Origin of the sequence: Campylobacter sp. IFREMER_LSEM_CL2194, from assembly GCF_025771685.1 — a bacterium.
Lineage (GTDB): Bacteria > Campylobacterota > Campylobacteria > Campylobacterales > Campylobacteraceae > Campylobacter_D.
Genome location: NZ_JAKMQS010000001.1, coordinates 80377 through 100583, shown reverse-complemented (window position 1 = coordinate 100583; position 20207 = coordinate 80377). Strand labels below are relative to the sequence as shown.

21 protein-coding genes are annotated in these 20207 nt (G+C 28.3%); 13 read left to right on the top strand and 8 right to left on the bottom strand.

Annotated features, from left to right (window positions below):
* Nucleotide 1: 1 nt before the first annotated feature.
* From L8V79_RS00535 to fliP, 6 genes are read right to left on the bottom strand one after another with little or no spacing between them, the layout of a single operon-like run.
* Nucleotides 2–742 carry an efflux RND transporter periplasmic adaptor subunit gene (locus L8V79_RS00535; RefSeq protein ID WP_263702099.1) on the bottom strand — a complete coding sequence of 247 codons (741 nt, stop codon included), beginning with the start codon at nucleotides 740–742 and terminating at the stop codon, nucleotides 2–4.
* Nucleotides 739–1995, bottom strand: coding sequence for a TolC family protein (locus L8V79_RS00530; RefSeq protein WP_263702098.1), 1257 nt, complete (start codon nucleotides 1993–1995; stop codon nucleotides 739–741). The genes L8V79_RS00535 and L8V79_RS00530 overlap by 4 nt, the downstream gene beginning before the upstream one ends.
* A 44-nt stretch (nucleotides 1996–2039) precedes the next feature.
* The gene (locus L8V79_RS00525; protein ID WP_263702097.1) at nucleotides 2040–2603 is read right to left on the bottom strand and encodes an anthranilate synthase component II; all 564 of its coding nucleotides are present in this window, start codon (nucleotides 2601–2603) and stop codon (nucleotides 2040–2042) included.
* Complete coding sequence (locus L8V79_RS00520; RefSeq protein WP_263702096.1) at nucleotides 2600–4348, bottom strand: bifunctional chorismate-binding protein/class IV aminotransferase; 1749 nt, start codon at nucleotides 4346–4348, stop codon at nucleotides 2600–2602. Before L8V79_RS00520 ends, L8V79_RS00525 begins: the two co-directional genes overlap by 4 nt.
* Before the next feature lie 8 nt (nucleotides 4349–4356).
* A complete protein-coding gene (locus L8V79_RS00515; protein WP_263663146.1) occupies nucleotides 4357–5268 on the bottom strand; it encodes an AEC family transporter in 912 nt (303 codons plus the stop codon).
* 9 nt (nucleotides 5269–5277) lie between these two features.
* Nucleotides 5278–6012, bottom strand: a complete 735-nt coding sequence (gene fliP, locus L8V79_RS00510; protein WP_012661688.1) for a flagellar type III secretion system pore protein FliP — start codon at nucleotides 6010–6012, stop codon at nucleotides 5278–5280.
* A 136-nt stretch (nucleotides 6013–6148) separates the two neighbouring features.
* On the opposite strand from fliP, the gene glmU reads away from it, so the two are divergent.
* Genes glmU through truA form a run of 7 tightly spaced genes read left to right on the top strand, consistent with a single transcriptional unit; the run spans nucleotide 6149 to nucleotide 12390 of the window.
* A complete protein-coding gene (gene glmU / locus L8V79_RS00505; RefSeq protein ID WP_263702095.1) occupies nucleotides 6149–7441 on the top strand; it encodes a bifunctional UDP-N-acetylglucosamine diphosphorylase/glucosamine-1-phosphate N-acetyltransferase GlmU in 1293 nt (430 codons plus the stop codon).
* Nucleotides 7438–8601, top strand: coding sequence for a bifunctional phosphopantothenoylcysteine decarboxylase/phosphopantothenate--cysteine ligase CoaBC (gene coaBC / locus L8V79_RS00500; protein ID WP_263702094.1), 1164 nt, complete (start codon nucleotides 7438–7440; stop codon nucleotides 8599–8601). Before glmU ends, coaBC begins: the two co-directional genes overlap by 4 nt.
* Nucleotides 8598–9218 carry a hypothetical protein gene (locus L8V79_RS00495; protein ID WP_263702093.1) on the top strand — a complete coding sequence of 207 codons (621 nt, stop codon included), beginning with the start codon at nucleotides 8598–8600 and terminating at the stop codon, nucleotides 9216–9218. The genes coaBC and L8V79_RS00495 overlap by 4 nt, the downstream gene beginning before the upstream one ends.
* 1 nt (nucleotide 9219) lies before the next feature.
* Nucleotides 9220–9888, top strand: a complete 669-nt coding sequence (gene uppS, locus L8V79_RS00490; RefSeq protein ID WP_263702092.1) for a polyprenyl diphosphate synthase — start codon at nucleotides 9220–9222, stop codon at nucleotides 9886–9888.
* A complete protein-coding gene (locus L8V79_RS00485; protein ID WP_263702091.1) occupies nucleotides 9885–10634 on the top strand; it encodes a prepilin peptidase in 750 nt (249 codons plus the stop codon). The genes uppS and L8V79_RS00485 overlap by 4 nt, the downstream gene beginning before the upstream one ends.
* Nucleotides 10631–11656: an LptF/LptG family permease gene (locus L8V79_RS00480; protein WP_263702090.1), complete on the top strand. Its 1026-nt coding sequence runs from the start codon at nucleotides 10631–10633 to the stop codon at nucleotides 11654–11656. The genes L8V79_RS00485 and L8V79_RS00480 overlap by 4 nt, the downstream gene beginning before the upstream one ends.
* The gene (gene truA / locus L8V79_RS00475; RefSeq protein WP_263692042.1) at nucleotides 11656–12390 is read left to right on the top strand and encodes a tRNA pseudouridine(38-40) synthase TruA; all 735 of its coding nucleotides are present in this window, start codon (nucleotides 11656–11658) and stop codon (nucleotides 12388–12390) included. Before L8V79_RS00480 ends, truA begins: the two co-directional genes overlap by 1 nt.
* Here truA and L8V79_RS00470 read toward each other — a convergent pair.
* Nucleotides 12344–13222, bottom strand: coding sequence for an EamA family transporter (locus L8V79_RS00470; RefSeq protein ID WP_263702089.1), 879 nt, complete (start codon nucleotides 13220–13222; stop codon nucleotides 12344–12346). The two genes, truA and L8V79_RS00470, sit on opposite strands and share 47 nt — an antisense overlap.
* Nucleotide 13223: 1 nt before the next feature.
* The gene (locus tag L8V79_RS00465) at nucleotides 13224–13676 is read right to left on the bottom strand and encodes a methylated-DNA--[protein]-cysteine S-methyltransferase (RefSeq protein WP_263702088.1); all 453 of its coding nucleotides are present in this window, start codon (nucleotides 13674–13676) and stop codon (nucleotides 13224–13226) included.
* Nucleotides 13677–13785: 109 nt separating this feature from the next.
* Here L8V79_RS00465 and L8V79_RS00460 point away from each other — a divergent pair, with 109 nt between their 5' ends.
* Genes L8V79_RS00460 through L8V79_RS00435 form a run of 6 tightly spaced genes read left to right on the top strand, consistent with a single transcriptional unit; the run spans nucleotide 13786 to nucleotide 20206 of the window.
* Nucleotides 13786–15033, top strand: a complete 1248-nt coding sequence (locus L8V79_RS00460) for an ankyrin repeat domain-containing protein (protein WP_263702086.1) — start codon at nucleotides 13786–13788, stop codon at nucleotides 15031–15033.
* Nucleotides 15030–15776, top strand: coding sequence for a short-chain dehydrogenase/reductase, subgroup 5 (locus L8V79_RS00455; protein ID WP_039618550.1), 747 nt, complete (start codon nucleotides 15030–15032; stop codon nucleotides 15774–15776). The genes L8V79_RS00460 and L8V79_RS00455 overlap by 4 nt, the downstream gene beginning before the upstream one ends.
* A gap of 16 nt (nucleotides 15777–15792) precedes the next feature.
* The gene (locus L8V79_RS00450) at nucleotides 15793–17505 is read left to right on the top strand and encodes a Na+/H+ antiporter NhaC family protein (RefSeq protein ID WP_263702084.1); all 1713 of its coding nucleotides are present in this window, start codon (nucleotides 15793–15795) and stop codon (nucleotides 17503–17505) included.
* On the top strand, nucleotides 17506–18555 hold the full coding sequence (trmA, locus tag L8V79_RS00445) for a tRNA (uridine(54)-C5)-methyltransferase TrmA (RefSeq protein WP_263702083.1): 1050 nt from the start codon (nucleotides 17506–17508) through the stop codon (nucleotides 18553–18555). It begins immediately after the preceding gene.
* A gap of 44 nt (nucleotides 18556–18599) precedes the next feature.
* The gene (locus L8V79_RS00440) at nucleotides 18600–19022 is read left to right on the top strand and encodes a MarR family winged helix-turn-helix transcriptional regulator (RefSeq protein WP_144411989.1); all 423 of its coding nucleotides are present in this window, start codon (nucleotides 18600–18602) and stop codon (nucleotides 19020–19022) included.
* Nucleotides 19023–19033: 11 nt separating this feature from the next.
* Entirely contained in the window at nucleotides 19034–20206 is a 1173-nt protein-coding gene (locus L8V79_RS00435; RefSeq protein WP_263702081.1) for an MFS transporter, read from the top strand.
* Nucleotide 20207 lies beyond the last annotated feature (1 nt).

The window sequence follows — 20207 nt, the reverse complement described above, 5'->3', positions numbered from 1 at the left end:
ATTAATCCTTGGTGATGATTTTTCCTTCTCCAAAAGAACCTGGAGTAAAGTTTAAGGCCTCAACTTCTGCATAAATTTTTCGTGTTTTTATGTCTATACTTGGATAAATAAGTGTGATTTTACCTTGATATTCTTTTTCATTTGAGTCTATTTTATAAATAAAAATATCATCGATTTTTACCTTATCTTTAAATTTCTCATCAAAACTTAAAAGCAATTTTACTTTTGGATAAGAAAAAAAATCAAATAAAACATGAGAAATTCCCCTAGCTCCATCGCCTATGTCGATATATTTGTTAGAAATAATCCCATCATAAGGTGCTTTTAGAGTTTTTTTATCGATTAAGTCTTTATAGTGTTGTATATTTAAAAAGGCTTTTTGTTGCAAGCTTTGTGCTTTTTGAAACTCAAATAAAACATTTTCATAACTTTGCTTATCTATAACTTCTTGTACCTTTTTAAATTTTTCTAAAGAACTTTTAGCATGTTCTAGTGCAAGAGTGGCAAGTTTGTATTCATTTTGTGCTAATTTTAAGGCTATTTGCTCGCTAGAATCTTCAAGTTTAAGTAAGACTTGATCTTTTTTTACTTTATCATTAACATTCACATAAATTGCCTTAACTATACCAGCACTTTGCAAGGATAATTTTGATTGATTTTGTGCAAGCACATCAAAACTAGCATAAATTTCTTCAGCTTTTAAAGTGAGTAGAGAAAATAAAGTTAAAAATACTAATTTCATTCTAAAACCTTTGTTTTTATATCAATTCCAGCTGCAAAATAATACCTTGCTTTTGTGATTTCATGTTCATTTTTAGCTAGTTCAAGCTGGCTTTGACTTTTGTATTTTAATTCTAATGCATTTAGGTATTCTACATATGAGCAAAGTCCTGCGGTGTATTTTTTCTCAATGGCCTCAAAAGCTAAATTAGCCGCCTTAAAACTTGCATTTAATGCTTTTATTTTAACTTTAGAAATTTCAATTTCTTGTAAAAGATTATCTAGTTCTATATCTACTTTTCTTTTGGTTTTTTCAAGCTCTAATTGAGTGATTTTGCTTGTATATTTTTGAGCTTCTAAGGCTTTTTGATTAGCCCCAAAATCAAAAATTTTCCACTCAAAAGCTAAAATAAAACGATTGCTTTGTCCATGTTCTTTTAAAAAGCTTTCGCTTGTTGATTTTAGCTCATGTGGTAATTTAGGATTATAGTTCATATCATAAAAACTAAAACTATTTTGTAAAAATATTTTTGGAAACAACTCAGCTCTAGCAGAGTCTATTTTTAAATTTTCTAAATTTAATTTTTCTTGCATAAGGGCTATTTCATAGCTTTTGTTTTTTTCTGCACTTGGTTCTTGTAAAATATTTTGAAAAGAAGGCGTAAAATGCGTTTTGCTAAGATTATAAATTTCATTTTTTAATTCATATAGTTTTAATTCATTTTGAGCCAATTCATAAGAGCTTAACTCAAATTTTGCTCTTATGCTCTCAAGCTCACTTTGGCTAGCAAGTCCAGCTTGGTAAAAATTTTCTAAGCGCTTGAGTTGATTTTGCAGAGTGATTTCTTTTTGTTTATCACTTGCTATAATACTTTCTAAACTAAGATAATTAAAATACAAAACACTAGCACTAAGCGCCATATAATTTGCCATGTTTTCTTTTTCAAGATGAGCAAGTTGTTTTAGACTTTGCATGCTAGCGATTTTTGCTTCTCTATTACCCCCATCAAAAAGTAAAAATTTAAGCGAAAGAGTACTCATTAGACTTTCTTGAGGTTCTATGATAAAGCGATCTTTGTTTGAGCCAAGATAAGAAACACCTAAATGTAAACTTGGCAAATAAGCATTTTGCACACTTTCTTGTTCTAAAATACTTTTTGAAAATTGAAGTTGTTTTTGTAAGTAATTTTCATTATTTAAACTTAAATCTATAAATTCTTTAAGATTATTAGCTAGCAAAAATAAAGGCAAGAAAAGTAAATATAAAATTTTCATTTTTAAACTTTTTGTTTTATTATAGAAAATATAACTTAAAGTAATTATAAAGCAAGAAAATTTTTAAGTAGCTTTTTACCATTTTGACTTAGTATGGCTTCAGGATGAAATTGGATTCCATAAATGTCGTATTTTTTATGTTTTAAAGCCATGATGACATTATCTTCACTATGGGCTAAAATTTCACATTTTTTACCTATATGGCTAACATAAAGAGAGTGATATAAACAAATTTTAAAATTTTGCTTAAGATTTTTAAAAAGTGGATTTGGTTTAAATTTTATAGTTTTTACCTTACCATGAGTTGGATTTGTAAGTTTTGAAATTTTACCACCAAAAACATGTGCTATACATTGGTGTCCTAGACAAATTCCAAGAATTTTTTTATCTTTTTTAAAATATTTTATAGCTTTTAAGCTTAGCTTTGATTCTTTTGGAGAATTTGGTCCAGGGGAGATTAAAAGATGGGTAAAATCATATTTTTTAAGCTTTTTTGGGTTTTTAAATTTATCGTTTTTGATGATTTTATAAGTAATATTTAATTCTTTTAAATAAAAGGCTATGGTATAGGTAAAAGAATCATAATTATCTATAATCAAAACTCTCATAAAAACACCCTTTTTAAGCCTCTTAAAGAATTAATAGCATAAATTTCTTTAGCATTTAAAAGCGCATCTTTAGTGATATCTTTTTCTTTGATGAGCTTGTGTTTTAAGAGTGCTTGTCTATAAATGCCATTGAGGCAGTTTTTGGCATAAGGAGTAAAATACTCATCATTTAAATTTATGATAATATTAGTTCTTGAACCCTCACAAAGTATGTCTTTTTCATTAAAAAAAACTATATCATAGCAAATGTTTTCTTTCCATAGATATGAATTTGCTTCATATAAACTACGCAGAGAAGTTTTATGGTGTGTTAAAAGATTTACTTTTACGATGTTTTTGCTTATGAGTAGTTTTTTGCTTGAATTTTCTTGTATATTGCTAAAATCAAACTCATAAAGACCATTTTTGAAAAGTTTTAATTTAATAGCTTTTGAGCCTTTTTGAGTAAAATTACTTTTTGTAAAAAAATGATGATGATTGAAAACAAAATTATTAAAATTTTGTAAAGATTTAAAATGAGATTTTTTATCTTTACTCTCTAGTATATTTTTAAAATCATGTACTAATCTTTGAGTATCAAAGCCAAAAAATTTAGCTGAGTTTAAAATTCTTTGTAAATGTTCTTTGAAAAATAAAATAGAATGATTTTTATAATACATTGTTTCAAACAAGTAAAAGTTAGGTTCTAAAATTTTGCTTTTTAGTTTTAATTCTTCAAATTCATCTTGTTTTTGTGAGTCCCATACAAGCCCACTTCCCACACCATATCTTAAAAAATCATCATTATTTTTTTTCTCTAAAGTGCGTATGGCTACGCTAAATTTTGCTTTGTTTTTATGGATTAAACCTATCACACCACAATAAATCCCGCGTTTTCTTTGCTCTAAATTTTCTATGAGTTTAATGGTTTCTATTTTGGGTGCGCCTGTGATAGATCCACATGGAAAAAGGGCTTTGAAAATTTTAAAATAATCATTTTTTTGCTTTAATTTTCCGCTTATTTTTGAAATGAGTTGGTGTAAGGTAGGATAGGTTTTAACCTTAAAAAGTTCGCATTTTAAAGAATGTTTTTTGATGAGTTTTGAAATATCATTGCGTAATAAATCAACTATCATTACATTTTCGCTAATGGTTTTTTTATCGCATTTTAAAAAGTTTTTTAGAATTTCATCTTCTTTTGGATTATTTGAGCGTTTGATTGTGCCTTTCATGGGTTTTGTGATGATTTTTTTATTTTTGATTTTAAAAAAAAGCTCAGGTGAAAATGAAGCTAGTTCTAAAAATTCATTTTTCATATAAGCTTTATAAGGGGTATTTTGCTTAGGATAAAGGCTTAAAAAACTCTCATACACATTAAGATTTGATTGTAAATGTAGTTCTTGAGTAAGATTAACTTGATAACTTTGTCCTTTAGCTATAGCATCTTTAACTTTGTTAAAATTTTCAAAATATTTTTCTTGGTTTAAATTGGATGAAAAACTTGGGTAAAAGTCTAAATTTTTTTCTTCACTTGTGAAGATTTTTTTTGATTTAAAAGCAAAAAAATATAAAAAAGGTTCTTTGCTTTTATAATTTTTATCTTCTAGATATTTATAAAATTCATATTGAATATAGCCTAAAAAATAATATTGATTTTTGTATTTTTCTATAGCTTTAAAAGCTTTTTTACTTTCTTTTTGAGTATAGGCTTTAAGGGTAAAGGCAAGATCATCATAAAGATATTTTCCAAAGATAGCAAATGCCATTTATATCCTTAGCTTAGAAAATATACCCAAATAGGTAAAGAAATAAAGGCAAAAACTATACCAAAAGCCACAGAACTAACTGCTAAATTTGTATCAAGTTTTGCTTTCATAATCATAGCTGCAACCATTGTCATAGTAGGCATAGCTGATTCAAGTAAAGCGATGATAGAGCTAGGATTTAATTTGAAATTTAAAAGCTTTAAAAGTACTAAAAAGATTAAAGGTGTGAGTATCATTTTGCCAAAAATGACTATTATAGTTGCTTTATAGGAAGTTTTTATACTTAAAAAGCCTAAATTTAAACCTATGGCAAAAAGCGCTATAGGTGTGGCACTAGCTCCAAGCATACGCAAAGGTTCAAAGATAAAATCAGGAAGTGTAGCAAACTTAAAACAAAGTCCTAAAATCAAAGCAACAAAAGGTGGAAAAGTAAAAACTTTTTTAAGATTTTGTAAAAAGCTTACCTTTTGCTCACTAGCTAAAGATATGATAAAGGGAGCAAGCAGTGCCACTGGCAAAGAAGTAGCAAGAGCATCATAAAGGATAATCTCTCCCAAAAAATGAGGATCTTGATAAATTCCACTAATAATAGGTATACCTACAAATAAAGTATTTCCAAAGCTAGAAAGTAAAAAAATACTTACAAGAGTGCTTTTGCTAAATTTAAAGCAAAGAGCTAAAAATACACAACATAATGCTGAAACAATAGCACAACCCAACCCAAGCAATATAATAACAATCAAAGAAAAATCAAAATTTAAATGATAAGCACGCTCAAAAATCAAGCAAGGCAAGGCAAAAATAATAGCAAAATCTAAAAAAGCGCGCGCTTGTTTTTGTTTTAAAATTTTGATTTTTTTAGCAAAATATCCACCAAAAAGCAAACAAAATATACTAAATAAGGAAGAAAAAATATACATTTTATTCTACTAAGTTAAAAAGCTTTTGACTAAATTTTGTATGAGTAAATTCCATCCATCTACAAGCACAAATATCAAAAGTTTAAAAGGCATAGAAATCATAACAGGAGGTAGCATCATCATACCCATAGCCATTAATACCGAGCTTACTACCATATCAATAACCAAAAATGGCAAGAAAAGTAAAAAGCCTATTTCAAAAGCAGTTTTAAGCTCGCTTATCATAAAGGCTGGCACTAAAACTGTTAAAGGCACATCATCTATGGTTTTTGGATTTTCTAAATTTCTAATCCTATAAAAAAGCGCTAAGTCTTTTTCCCTAGTGTTTTTTAGCATAAAATCTTTAAAAGGCTTAACACCTTTAGCAAAAGCTTCTTCATAACCTATTTGTTCAGCGATATAGGGTTTTATACCTTCATTGTATGATTTTGTAGCCACAGGCTCCATAATGAAAAAAGTTAAAATCAAAGCTAAGGTAACCAAAATAGTATTTGGTGGCATAGTTTGAGTGCCAAGAGCTGTTCTTAAAAAAGAAAACACTACAACAAGTCTTAAAAAAGAAGTCATTACAAAAACAATGGTAGGCGCAAGAGCTAGTATGGTTAAAACTATGACTATATTTAGGGTTGTTACGAGTTGTTGTGGGCTATTTGGAGCACTAAGGCTTAAATTTACAGTTGGTATAGTTGCTTCAGCGCCTAAAAGAGCCAAGCTTGATAAAAATAAAGCTAGTAAAACCCTCAAAATATTTCCTTGGTTAAAATTAAAAGCGTTATTTTAGCAATTTTACTCTTAAAAGAATAAAAATGATTTTATAAAAATAAGAATTTTTACTTTAGCTTGTTAAAATAAGCAATAATTTTTAAAACAAAGGTAAATTATGAAAATTTCTGTGCTTATTTTGGCTGCTGGACTTGGCACGCGTATGAAATCACAAAATCCAAAAGTGCTTCAAAAAATTTGCTCAAAAGCAATGATTTTACATATTTTAAAACAAGCATATAAAATTAGTGATGATGTATGTGTGGTGCTTTCTCATCAAAAAGAAAAGGTTGAGCAAGTTGTTTTAGAACATTTTCCAAATACACGCTTTTTAGAGCAAGACTTGCAAAATTTTCCAGGTACTGCAGGGGCTTTAAGGGGTTATGAGAGTAAGCATGAAAAAGTTTTGATTTTATGTGGTGATATGCCTTTAGTTAAGGCAGATGATTTAGAAAAAATAGCTTTAAATGAAAGTGATTTTAATGTGGCAGTTTTTGAGGCAAAAGATCCAAAAAGTTATGGAAGAATAGTATTAAAAGAAAATAAAATTCAAAAAATAGTAGAAACAAAAGATGCAAGCAAAGAAGAACTTGCTATAAACATCTGCAATAGTGGTGTTTATGCTATAAAAGCACAAATTTTAAAAGAAGTATTGCCTTTGATAAAAAATGATAACAAAGCCAAAGAATATTATTTAACCGATGCGGTTTATTTAGCAAAAGAAAGGGGCTATGAAATCGATGCAGTGTTTGTAAATGAGCAAGATTTTATGGGGGTGAATGATAAAATTGAGCTTTGCCTAGCTCAAGATCTTATGCAAGAAGCGATTAAAAAAGAATGGATGAAGCAAGGCGTGATTTTTCACATGCCTGCGACGACTTTTATTTCAGATGAGGTTGAGTTTGTAGGTGAGTGTGAAGTATATGAAAATGTGCGTATAGAGGGAAAATCAAAAATCATTAATTCTATCATTAAAAGTTCAAGTGTGATTGAAGATAGTATAGTGGAAAATAGCGATGTAGGACCTTTGGCGCATTTGCGTCCAAAATGCCAGCTTAAAAATACCCATATAGGAAATTTCGTAGAATGTAAAAATGCTTTATTAAATGGAGTTAAAGCAGGGCATTTGAGTTATTTGGGTGATTGTGAAATAGATGAGGGAACTAATATAGGTTGTGGTACTATCACTTGTAATTATGATGGGGTTAAAAAACATAAAACTAAAATAGGTAAAAATGTTTTTGTAGGTTCAGATACGCAATTTATCGCTCCGGTTGAAATAAAAGATGAGGTAATCATCGCAGCAGGAAGTACTGTGTGTAAGGATGTAGAAAAAGGCTCTTTACATATCAATAGAGCAAAAGTGCAAATCATAGAAGATTTTTACTATAAAAAATTAGGTAAAAAATGAAAACAATCTTACTAGCAGTAAGTGGAAGCATAGCTTTTTATAAAGCTTATGAGCTTATTTCTTTATTAAAAAAAGAAGGTTTTAAGGTTAAAGTTTTGCTAAGCTTGGGGGTTTTAAAATTTGGTACTAAGCTTAGCTTTGAAGCTTTAGCAGATGAAATTTTATGTGAAGATAATGAAAGTTGGCAAAATACTAATAATCATATAGCCTTTAGTAAGACTTGTGATTGTGTGCTTTTTGCGCCTGCTAGTATAAACTCTATTAATAAATTAAACCATGGTATAGCAGATAATTTATTTATTCAAACTTTAATAGCAGTAGATAAAAATAAACCATTTTTAATCGCACCCGCTGCAAATACAAATATGTATTTACATTTTAGTACTCAAAATTCTTTAAAAAATTTAAAAGAACAAGGCTATATTATCATTGATCCTATAGTTAAAGCTCTAGCTTGTAAAGATGAGGGTTTGGGGGCTTTGGCTGAGCTTGATAGCATTATAAATGCTTTAAAAAGAAGCTTAATGCAAGAAGATTTTTTTAAAGATAAAAGTTTTATTGTAAGCGGTGGTGGGACTAAAGAAAAAATTGATGATGTAAGATGTATTAGTAATTTTTCAAGTGGAAAAATGGCAAAGGCGGTTGCTGATGCTTTATATTTTTTAGGTGCTAAGGTGGTGCTAGTTAGCTCAGTAGAGTTTAAAACACCTTATAAATTAGAAAAATTTAAATCTTCTTTAGAGTTAAAAGAAAAATTGCAAAAATACAAAGATTTTGATGCTTTAATTATGGCTGCTGCTGTGAGTGATTTTACTCTAAAAGCTTATAAGGGTAAGATTAAGAAAAATGAGCATTTAAATGGACTTGATTTAAAATTAAAGCTGAATGAAGACATCTTAAAAAATTTAGATTTTAAAGGCAAAAAAATAGGCTTTAAAATGGAATTTGATGAGCAAAATGCTTTAGAAAATGCTAAAAAATCTTTAGTTAGTAAAAATTTAGATATGGTGTGTTTAAATGTCTTAAATGAGCAAATGAACTTTGGAAGTGATGAAAATAGCATTTGTTTTATCACTAAAGATAGTATTTCTCAAAGTTCTAAACAAAGCAAAGAAAAACTTGGCTTTGTTTTAGCACAAGAATTAAGGAAACTTTGGTGAATATCATCAACTCAACCTTACCTGTAAGAATGCAAATTTTAGAAAAACGCGCATATAATCGCTATGTATTGCTTTTAAATACTAAAAAGCTTGAAACAAAAAGTATGATAGAGCTTGAAGTAGGGGAGGAGTATTTAGCTGAAGTTTATGAAAATAAAGGTGTAATTTCTTTTAAAAATCTTTTGAAAAAGCCTAAAATTAGACTTTTTGAAGAAGGGGCTGAACTTATAGAAAAGCTTTTGCAAGAAGGTGATGAAAAAGCTTGGTATAAAAAATTCATCATCCAAAGACTTATGGAAAGTAAAAGTGCGTATGAGTTTGAAATTTATAAGGAAATGTTTTTTGCATTTTTTGAAGGAATTTATCATATACCTTTTGTTTATGAGGGAAATAGGGCTTTATTTGAAGCTAAGAAAAATGGAAATATTTTAGAGGTGTATTTGTATTTTGAAATTTTTGGTGCTTTAAAAATTATAATTGATAATGGTAAAATCACACGCATACAAACACCTTTTGCTAAAGTAGCGCATTTTTTAAATGAGTATTTTAAATTTGAAGTAGTTAATACGCTTAATCCTATGTTTGTTTTTAGAAGATTGATGGATATAAAGGGATAGAATGAATAAGTTAAAACATCTTGCTGTGGTAATGGATGGCAATAGAAGATGGGCTAGAAAAAATGGACTTTTAGAAAAAATTGGCTATAGTCAAGGTGCTAAAGTTGTTGAAAAAATCATAGAAGTATGTATAGATGAAAAAATTCAAAATCTAACCCTTTATGCTTTTAGTACAGAAAATTGGCAAAGACCAAAAGAAGAAGTGGAGTTTCTTTTTAAACTATTAAATAAATATCTTGATGAGTCTTTAAATAAATTTGTAGCCAATGAAGTGCGTTTTAAAGCCATAGGAAATTTAAGTCTTTTAGATGAATTAACCTTAAAAAAAATACAAAATTTTCAAGAACAAACTAAAAACTACACAAAATTATGCGTTAATTTGGCTATTTCTTACGGAGGCAAGGATGAAATAGTTAGAGCGGTTAAAAAGGTGATTGAAAAAAATCTTGAAATTAATGAAGCAAATATACAAGCAAATCTTGACTTAAGCGAGGACGTGGATTTGTTTTTAAGGGTAGGGAGTGCTAAAAGAATTTCAAATTTTTTATTATGGCAATCAAGTTATGCAGAAATTTATTTTAGTCAAACCTTATTTCCTGCACTTACTAAAAAAGAAATCGCAAATATCATTACTGAGTTTAAAAAACGCAAAAGAACCTTTGGTAAATGATATTTTTCTTTTTATTACTAGGGCTTTGTATGGGTTCTTTTGTCAATGTTTTGATTTTAAGAACGATTAATAAAGAAAGTATAATAAGTCCAAGATCAAAATGTCCTAAGTGTCTTAAAACTTTGAAATTTTATCATCTTTTTCCTTTGTTATCTTTTGTATTTTTAAAAGGTAAATGTGCTTTTTGCAAAGAAAGAATTTCTTTGATTTATCCTTTTAATGAATTTATTTGTGCGTGTTTGTTTTTCTTTGCTTTTTATTTAATCGAAGATCTTTTTCAAATTTTAATTTTTGCTTGTATGCTAGCTATATTATTAGCGCTTTCTTGGATGGATTATTATTTAAAAGCAGTGAGTGAGCTTTGGCTTTGGATTTTATTTATTTTAGCTTTTTGTTTTGATTTTTTACAAAATGGCTTAAATTTAGAGGATTTTCAAGATAGCTTTTTATTTAGAGTGTGTTTTGGAGCGGGGTTAATTTTTATACTAAAAAGTGTGATTAATTTTATTAAAAATTTTAAAAAAAGAGATGAAATTTTAGAAAGTTTAGGGGAAGGTGATGTTATAATAATAGCTTTGATTTTTGGAATTTTTGGCTATGAAAAAGGCTTTTTGATTTTATTTATTGCAAGTTTTTTAAGTCTTTTGATGTTTATAAAAATATCTAAAAAAGATTATCAAATGCCTATGATTCCTTTTTTATTTTGCGGAATTTTGATTAATCTAAGTGTAGAAAGTATATTATGAAGCTAGTTTATAAGTATTTGCTTAATCAGTTTTTAAGCACAATGTTATCTTTATTTTTCACCTTATTTATTATTGTTTCGATTATATTTTTTATACAACTTGCTAAAATTACTGCTTATATTGAAATTACTTTTTTTGAATTAATCAAATTATATATTTATCTTTTACCAAAGATATTGATTTTTACTTTACCCATATCTTTTTTCATAGCTTTGACTTTGGCCTTTTATAGGCTTTCTAGGGAAAATGAAAGCACGGTGTTGTTTGCTTTGAGTATAGCTCCAAGCATGATAGCAAGTTTTTTTGCAAAAATTGCAGCTTTAGTAAGTGCTTTTATGCTTGTGGTGGTTTTGGTTTTTATACCTATATCTTTTGAACTTTTTGATAATTTTGTAGATTATAAAAAAATTAGCGCTAAAGTAAGCATAAAAACAGGAGAATTTGGACAAAGATATGGGGAATGGCTTGTTTTTATTGATGCTAAAAATTCTGATGAAACTTATAAAAATATCATAATGTATCATCCAAAGAAAAATCTACAAGATAAAGAACAAGTGATTTTAGCCAAAGAAGGAAAGTTAGAAACAAATGATGGGGTTATTACTTTTAAGCTAGATAAAGGAAAGGCTTATGAGATTAAAGAAGAAGATTGGCATATTTCTAGTTTTAAAAATTTATTAATTAAAAGCAAGCTTTCTTCTAAAGAATTAAATACTCAAAGTTTTTATGGGTATTGGTCTGATGTAACAAGCAATAAAGAAAAAGCAAAAGAATTTGTTATTTATATTCTTATAGCTTTATTTCCTTTAGCTAGCGCGCTTTTTGCACTCTCTTTTGGTATAGTAACTTATCGTTATGAAAAAGGTTTTGCTTATTTTGGAATTTTTGTGATTATTTTTGCTTATTTTACGCTTTTGATTAGTTTTTATAATCCTCCTTTTGTAGCTATTGCTGTGATTTTTTCAAGCTTTTTAATTACTTCTTTGTTTTATTTTAAAGCAAAAATTGCAAGTAAGTATTAATGCTTTTAAAATTAACTTTTTCTTATGATGGTTCTAAATTTCAAGGTTCAGCTACCCAGCCACATAAGCTTAGTGTCCAAGATGCCTTAGCACAGGCCTTGTCGCATTTGGGTATTTATGAAAAGCCTTTATTTGCTTCAAGAACTGATAAAGGTGTGCATGCATTTAATGCAGTCGCTTGTGTAAAAGCGGGAGAACATTTTAAAGATTTTGTATATTTAAAAAATAAAATCAATCATTTTGCGCACCCATTTATACATATAAAGCATATCCAAAGAATGCAAGAAAATTTCCAAGTGCGTTTTGATGTGCAAAAAAGAGCATATCGCTATATTATAAGTCATGAAAAATATAATCCTTTTTTAGCTTCTTATGTGCATTTTTATCCAAAAATAAATATTAAATTAGCCAAGGAAATTGCTTTTTTATTTGAAGGAGAGCATGATTTTAAACTCTTTCAAAAAGAAGGCTCTGATAATAAAACAAGCATAAGAAAAATGTATAAAACTAGAGTCTATGCTTATAAAAATTACACTGTGTTTTATTTTGAAGCAAATGGTTTTTTAAGATCGCAAATTAGAATGATGATGGCAAGTATTTTAAAGGTATTAGAAGGAAAAATGAGCCAAAATGAGCTTTTAGAACAAATCAACGCTAAAAAAGCTCATTGTAGATTTTTAGCTCCTGCTAGTGGTTTATATTTGAGTAAGATTTCTTATTATAATAATGCATGATTTTTTTATGTATAAAAAATGAAAAAAGAATGATTAAAGTCCCCATACAAAAAGGTAGCAGCTCTACATCTACTCCAAAAATACTCATATTGATAAAAATACTTATAGGTATAATGGCATTATTCATCAAGGCTAAAACCCCACTATCTACTTCCGTAGAGCCTTTATTCCATAAAAAATATCCAAGTCCCGAAGCAATAGTCCCAAGATAAATCAAAGCTATCCAAGAACTTAAATTGGATGGTAAATTATTATAATCTCCAAAAAATAAAAAAGCAGGTAAGGTTATACTGGTTGCGCCTAAATAAAAATAAGCAAAGGCTTCTTTTTGGCTTAAATTTGTATTTTTTTCTAATAAAATTTTATAAAAACTTTGTCCAGCACCAAATACTAAATTAGCTCCTTGAATAAGTAAAAATCCATATAAAAAATTAGAGTTAATATTATCAAATTTAACTACAAAAGCACCCATAATGCATATAAAAATACTTATAAAATATAAATATCTAAGATTTTTTGAAAAAAGCCCATAAAAAAGCACAACGTAAAAAGGTGTAAAAATCGTAAAAAGCGCTACTTCGCTTACACTTAAATATAAAAAAGAATGATAATAAAATAAATTCATCACACCAAGTTGCAAAGCCCCAATGCTTATGAGTTTTAGTTTTAAATGCAAATTTAGCTTAAAATTTAAAAAAGGTAAAAATATCAATAAAGATAAAAAAACTTTTGCAAATGCTGCAAAAAAACTATCCATTTCTAAGGTAATAAAATGCCCAATTAATGGAAAAGAAAAAGCCCAAATAAAACTTGCTAGCAATAAGCTTGGCATTTTAAAGTACGCCTTCTAATTTAAGTAAAGCCTCTTTGATAAATAAACCACCATTGTATCCACCTAAGTGATTTTTAGCTACTACTCTATGGCAAGGTATAAAAATTGCAAGTTTATTTTTAGAATTTGCATTGCCTACTGCTCTAAAAGCTTTTGGATGATTGATAAAAGAAGCAATTTCTTGATAAGTTTTAGTTTGTCCATAAGGAATTTTTATCAAAGCTTTATATACCTTTTGTTCAAATTCGCTTCCCTGAAGAGCTAGAGGAGTGCTAAAAGTAAAAAGCTTTTTGTTAAAATAAAGGTCTAGTTCTTCTAAGGCTTGTTCTAAAACAGGGTGTTTATCTTTGGTAAAATCAGGCTTATATATAGCAAAATCAACATTAATAAGCTTATCTTTATCACTTTGTAAAAGAATATAAACAAAACTAGCTTTATAAAAACTTTGATACATATTTTTCCTTATTTAAAAGCAAGCATTGTATGAATTTTAAATTAATTAATTGTTATTAAAGCAAAAATTTAGTTAAAATAGTGATTTAATTTATATTCAAGGAAAATATTTGAAGATTTTATTATTTAGTTTGATTATAAGTTTAAATGCTTTAGCTTTGGATTATACTTGTGAGTATGTTAAGGAAAATAAGGCTGATTTTTTTAAAGAGTTTGAGCCAAAAAATACACAAGATTTTTCTCAAGTGGATTTAAATTGCGCTTTTTCTTTAAAAAATCATCAAATCACAAAAAGATTATATGAACTTGCTAATGAAATTAGAGGAAGCAATAGTGCTTGTATGGGTGGAGAATACTTTAGTGATTTGAGAAAATTTGATTTTAAATTATTAGAAATTGCACTTGATCCACAAGGCTATCAAAAGACTTTACAAGATCCTATAATACTTGAAGAAAAATTTGCAAAATTAAAAGCGTATTTTAGATATTGGGCTTATCAAAGCATTGGAAATTTTAAACTTTTTAAGGAATTTTGGAAAGAATATAATAATGCGATTAACCCTCTAACAAGATATTTTCAAAAGGAATTTAATTTAGATAAAGCAAGTGCAATTTATTTTGCTAGTAATGCTTTGAATGAATTTTTAAACTGGGCAGTTGGCGAGACTAAAATCTTTAAAGATATTTCAGATTTTGAAAAATTTGTAGCTAATAAAAATAATTCTTTGGAGCAGATTAAAGAGTATATTTATACTAAAAAAATTAGTAATTTAGAATTAAACAATGGTTTTAAATCAGCCTTGTTAAATAATAGAGAAAGTGAGATTATAAGAGAATTTATTAAATTGGGTGTAAAAATAAATGAAGGTTATGAGTCTGCTTTATTTTTTGCACTAGATAATGCAGAAAATGTTAAGCTTTTGCTTGAAAATGAAGCGGTAGTTGATTATAAAAATTCTTTTGGAAAAACACCTTTGTTTTATGCTGTTGAATATAACAACTATAAGATTGCCAAGCTTTTGCTTGAAAATGGTGCAAATGTAAATCAAAAATACATTAATGATAATGAAAAACTTTCTATTGCCAGTATGGGAAGCAATACGCCATATTTTATCACCTTATGTGCGCTTGAGCATACTTCTAAAAATATCTTTATGCATGGGGCAAATTATGCTGATGTAAAAATGCTTAAGTTGCTTATAGATTATAAAGCTAATTATAAAGAAATAGATGATTTAGGATTTAATGCTCTTGATTTTGCTATCATTGCAAAAAAAGAAGAAAATATTAAATTTTTAAGAAAACTTGGTTTAAAAGAAAATGAAAATTTGATGTTATATGAAGAGGCGCAACCATGAAAATTGCTTTAATAACAGGGGTAAGTTCAGGTTTTGGACTAGAGAGTTTAAAAGCTTTGATAGAGCTTGATTATAAGGTTATAGCTATAGCAAGACGCAAAGAAAGGTTAGAAAAACTACAAGAGCTTTATGGGGATAAAATTTATCCTATCGTGCTTGATGTTAGGGATAAACAAGCGGTTTTTACAGCAATTGAAAATTTACCTCAAGATTTACAAAATATTTCTTTACTTGTTAATAACGCAGGTCTTGCTTTGGGTTTAAATGAGTTTGATTCTTTGGATATTGAAGATATTGAAGCCATGGTAGATACTAATATCAAAGGCTTTTTATATATAGCAAGAGCTACTTTACCTTTACTTAGAAAGGCAAAAAATGCTCATGTGATTAATCTTGGTTCAATTGCGGCAAATGTGCCTTATTATGGAGGTAATGTTTATTGTGGTACGAAAGCTTTTGTGGCACAATTTTCTAAAGCTTTAAGAACGGATTTGCGTGGAAGCAATATAAAGGTAACTAATATAGCTCCGGGGCTTTGTAAAACTGAATTTAGTGAAGTGAGATTTAAAGGTGATATTAAAAAGGCTGATGAGGTTTATGAAAATACTAAATATATTAAAGCTGAAGATATAGCAAAAATTATTACTTTTATTATTAGCTTGCCTGAGCATATTAATATTAACGAAATTGAACTTATGCCTGTGACTCAAACATGGGCAGGAACTTTTAGCGAGAAAATATAAAAACTTAAGGAAAAATATGAAAATTTTTTATTTATTATTAGCTCCTTTATTGTTATTTGCTGATGTACAAGCAAATGCAGAACTTTTTGGAGTTTGGACGCTTTTACCACCAGTGATAGCTATTATTTTAGCTTTTATCACTAAAGATGTAGTGCTTTCGTTGTTTATTGGTGCATTAAGTGGTACTTTTATGCTAGGACTTATTGAAAATAGTATTTATCATGCTATCATTGCTTCTTTTACGGGCTTTATTTCTAAAGTGGTAAATGCTATGGCAAGTCCGGGTAATGCAGGAATTTTATTGCAAGTTTTAACTATAGGTGGGGTTGTAGCTCTTATTACTAAAACAGGTGGTACTAAAGCTGTGGCTGTTTGGCTTTCTACTAAAGCTAAGCAGGCAAAAAGCTCACAATTTGCTACTTGGTGTATGGGGATTTTTATTTTCTTTGATGATTATGCTAATTCATTAATTGTAGGTCCTATCATGCGTCCAGTGACAGATAAATTTAGAGTAAGTCGTGAAAAACTTGCTTTTATTATGGATGCAACCGCAGCGCCAATTACTGGTCTTGCTATCATTTCTACTTGGATAGGACTTGAAATTTCTTTAATTCGTAGCGGATATGATTTAATCGATAATGCAACTTTTGCGCATTTAGGTATAGTAAAAGAAGAAATCAATGCTTTTGAAATCTTTGTACAAACCTTACCTTATAGATTTTATAATCTTTTTATGCTGATTTTTGTTGTTTTAACTATTTATACAGGTAGAGAATTTGGACCTATGTTAAAAGCTGAGCTTAGAGCTAGAGCGGGTAAATTTTCTCATGGTCATGAGCAAATTGATAATATAGAAGATAAGGTTTTAGAGCCAAAAGAGCATGTGAAATTACAAGCTTCTAATGCTATTATACCTTTAGCTGTTTTGATTGTATTTTCATTTATAGGTTTTTATTTTAGTGGTTATAATGCTCTAGATGATGCGAGTATTAAAGCACAAATTGATGCAGCACCGCTTAGTTTATTTGCTTTTAGAGAAACTTTTGGCGCAGCTGATGCTTCGGTTGTATTATTTCAAGCAGCACTTTTAGCTACCATAGTAGCTATTATTTTGGGAATGTATAGAAAAATATTTACTTTAAAAGAAGCTATTGCGGTTTGGACCCATGGTTGGAGAACTATGATTATGACTGTGATTATTTTACTTTGCGCATGGTCATTAGCTTCTGTGATTAAGGATTTAGGAACTTCTAAATATTTAATTGATTTATTTTCAGATAAAACACCTATTTACTTGCTTCCTACGGCAATTTTTATTTTTGCTTCTATTATTTCTTTTTCAACAGGAACTAGTTATGGAACTATGGGTATTTTAATGCCTTTAGCTATTCCTTTAGCTATGGCTGTTGGTGTTCATAATGAATTAAGCGGAGCAGAGTTGCACCAATATATGATTATTAATATTTCAGGGGTTTTAACAGGAGCTATTTTTGGAGATCATTGCTCGCCAATTTCTGATACAACTATACTTTCATCTATGGGAAGTAAGTGTGATCTTTTAGCTCATGTTAGCACGCAAATGCCTTATGCTTTGAGTGTTTGTGCTATTAGTATACTTTGTGGTTATTTACCAGTAGCACTAGGACTTAATGTATGGCTAGGGCTTGTTTTTGGAATCTTAGCTATGATAGCTTTACTTTTTGTAGTTGGCAAAAAGGTAGATGCATAGATGCATTTTGAAGAAAAAATTGCTTTAAATAAAGCATTGTTTTCTTCTTTATATGATAAAGAAATTCAGTGCTTTAAATCACCTTTAAAAGCTTATAGAACTAGGGCAGAATTTTCTATATATCATCATGAAAATGGGGAAATTTCTTATGCAATGTTTGAAAACAAGAAAAAAATTCCTATTGAGAAATTTGATATAGCAGATGAAAAAATTCAAGACTGTATGCCTATTTTATTAAATAATCTAAATGAAAATTTAAAACATAAGCTTTTTGGAGTAGAGTTTTTAGCTACAAAATTAGATTTAAGTATAACTTTACTTTTCCATAAAAATATAGAGCTAATTATACAAGACTTACAAGAATTAGCAGAAAAATTAAATCTCAAACTCATAGCAAGAAGCAGGGGTAAAAAACTTGTATTTAATGGAGAAAATTTAAGACAAGCTTTAAAAATCAATACAAATGAATTTTTATATGAGTTTAATAATGATTGTTTTATCCAGCCTAATACTTTTATCAATGAAAAGATGATTGAATGGGTTGTATCTTGCATTGGAAGTGATTTTAAACAAGATTTATTAGAGCTTTATTGTGGTTATGGAAATTTTACCATAGCTTTAGCAAGAAACTTTAATAAAGTTTTAGCAACTGAAATTTCTAAAAAAAATATCGAATTTGCTTTAAAAAATTGTGTTTTAAATTCTATTGAAAATATAATTTTTACAAGACTTTCTAGTGAAGAGTTAAGTCAAGCTTTGAAAAAAGAAAGAGAATTTAACCGCTTAAAAGGTATAGATTTAGATAGCTTTAAAATATCTCATGTCTTAGTTGATCCTCCAAGAGCAGGGCTTGATCTAAGTGTGATCGAGCTTATTAAAAATTATGAAAATATCATTTATATTTCGTGCAATCCTATCACTTTAAAAGAAAATCTTGAAATCTTATGTCAAAGTCATGAAATTTTAAATTTAGCCTTTTTTGATCAATTTGCTAATACTCCTCATCTTGAATGTGGGGTACATTTAAGAAAAAAGCTTAGTATAAGTTAGAATTTATACAAGCTTTGTTATTATAAAAATAGTTGATTTAATCAATTAATTTTTATAAAGGATTTCTTATTTTATTTCAAAAAATTACTTATACAAATAGAAAAATACTCTATCAAGTCAATGAAATTTTAAAACCCTTTGGACTAAAATCAAGTGATTGGAGGGTTTTTGTATATTTAAATCAGCATGATTGTAGCACTTTAGCTCCAATATGTGAGTTTTATCAGATGGATAAAGCTATACTTTCTAGAGTTGTTTCTAAATTAGCAAAACTTGAATATATAGAGTTTTTAAAAGCAGATGATAAAAGAGAAAAAATCATTACTTTAAGTGCTAAAGGTAAAGAAATTTTTTTAGATGCAAATGCCTATATAAGAAAATATGAAAGAAAGATTTTAGATATCTTAGATGTAAAAGATCAAGAAAGACTTTTAAAATTACTTGATTATATCAATGAGAAAATTTAAAAGGTTTTTTCATGGGACTAAGTAAAAAATATAATTTATTTAATGTAAATTTTTTCTGTATTTTTGGGATAAATTTTGCTATTTGTCTTGTTTTTTATATGAGTACTATTTCTAGTACAGATTATGTTTTAGGTGTTTTAAACCTTCAAACTAGTACCGCAGGTCTTATCATGGGAGCTTTTGTTATAGGTGCTTTGCTTTCTAGACTTTATTTTGGCTCAATTATTGATGATGTTAATATTAAAAAGGTTATAGTATTTTCGCTTTTGTTTTATCTTTTTATTAATTTGATGTATTTGAAATTTTATAATGTATATTTTTTGATTTTGATACGCTTTTTAGCAGGGGTTTGTTATGGAATTTGTTCTTGTGCTTGTGGGGCAGCTATTGCTAGGATAATACCTAGCAATAAAAGAGGAGTTGGTATAGGATATTATGCTACAAGCGTTGTTTTAACTTCGGCTTTAGGACCTTTTTTGGCCATAAAACTTGACTCTATCAATCAATTTTGGCTTAGTTTTTTAATAGCTTGTTTGAGTATTGTCTTTGCATTAGTTTTATCTATTTTTTTAAAAGTAAGAAGATTTAAAAAGCATCATCATATAAAAAGAAAATTTAGTATTTATAATTATTTTGAAAAATCAGTTTTAAATTTAGCCTTGGTAACCTTTTTGCTTGCATGTCCTTTTGGTGCTATTATAGCTTATATGAGTGCTTATACCCAAAGTTTAAATTTAGCTTTTGCTGGATCTATGTTTTTTGTAATATATGCTGGATTTTCTATGATTTTTAGACCACTTGCTGGTAAAGTGTTTGATAAATATGGTGCTAATATTGTGATGATTTTTTCTTTTTTGAGTTTTATAGTATGTTTGCTTTTGCTTGCTTTTGCATTAAATTTTTATATGATTATTTTAGCTGGAGTTTTTTGCACGTTAGGTTATGCTAATGCTACTTCAAGTGCTCAAGCTTTAGCTATAAAACTTGCACCTAAAGAAAAAATGGGCTTGGCTAATTCTACATTTTTTATAGCCTTAGATTTTGGTATAGGAGTTAGTCCTTATTTGCTAGGGATTATAGAGCCAAGTATAGGTTTTGCTAATGTTTATGCTTTTTGTGCTTTATTGGTTGCAATGGCTTTGATTTTGTATTGTTTATTGGTTGCAAAAAAAGCTTCTTATTAAT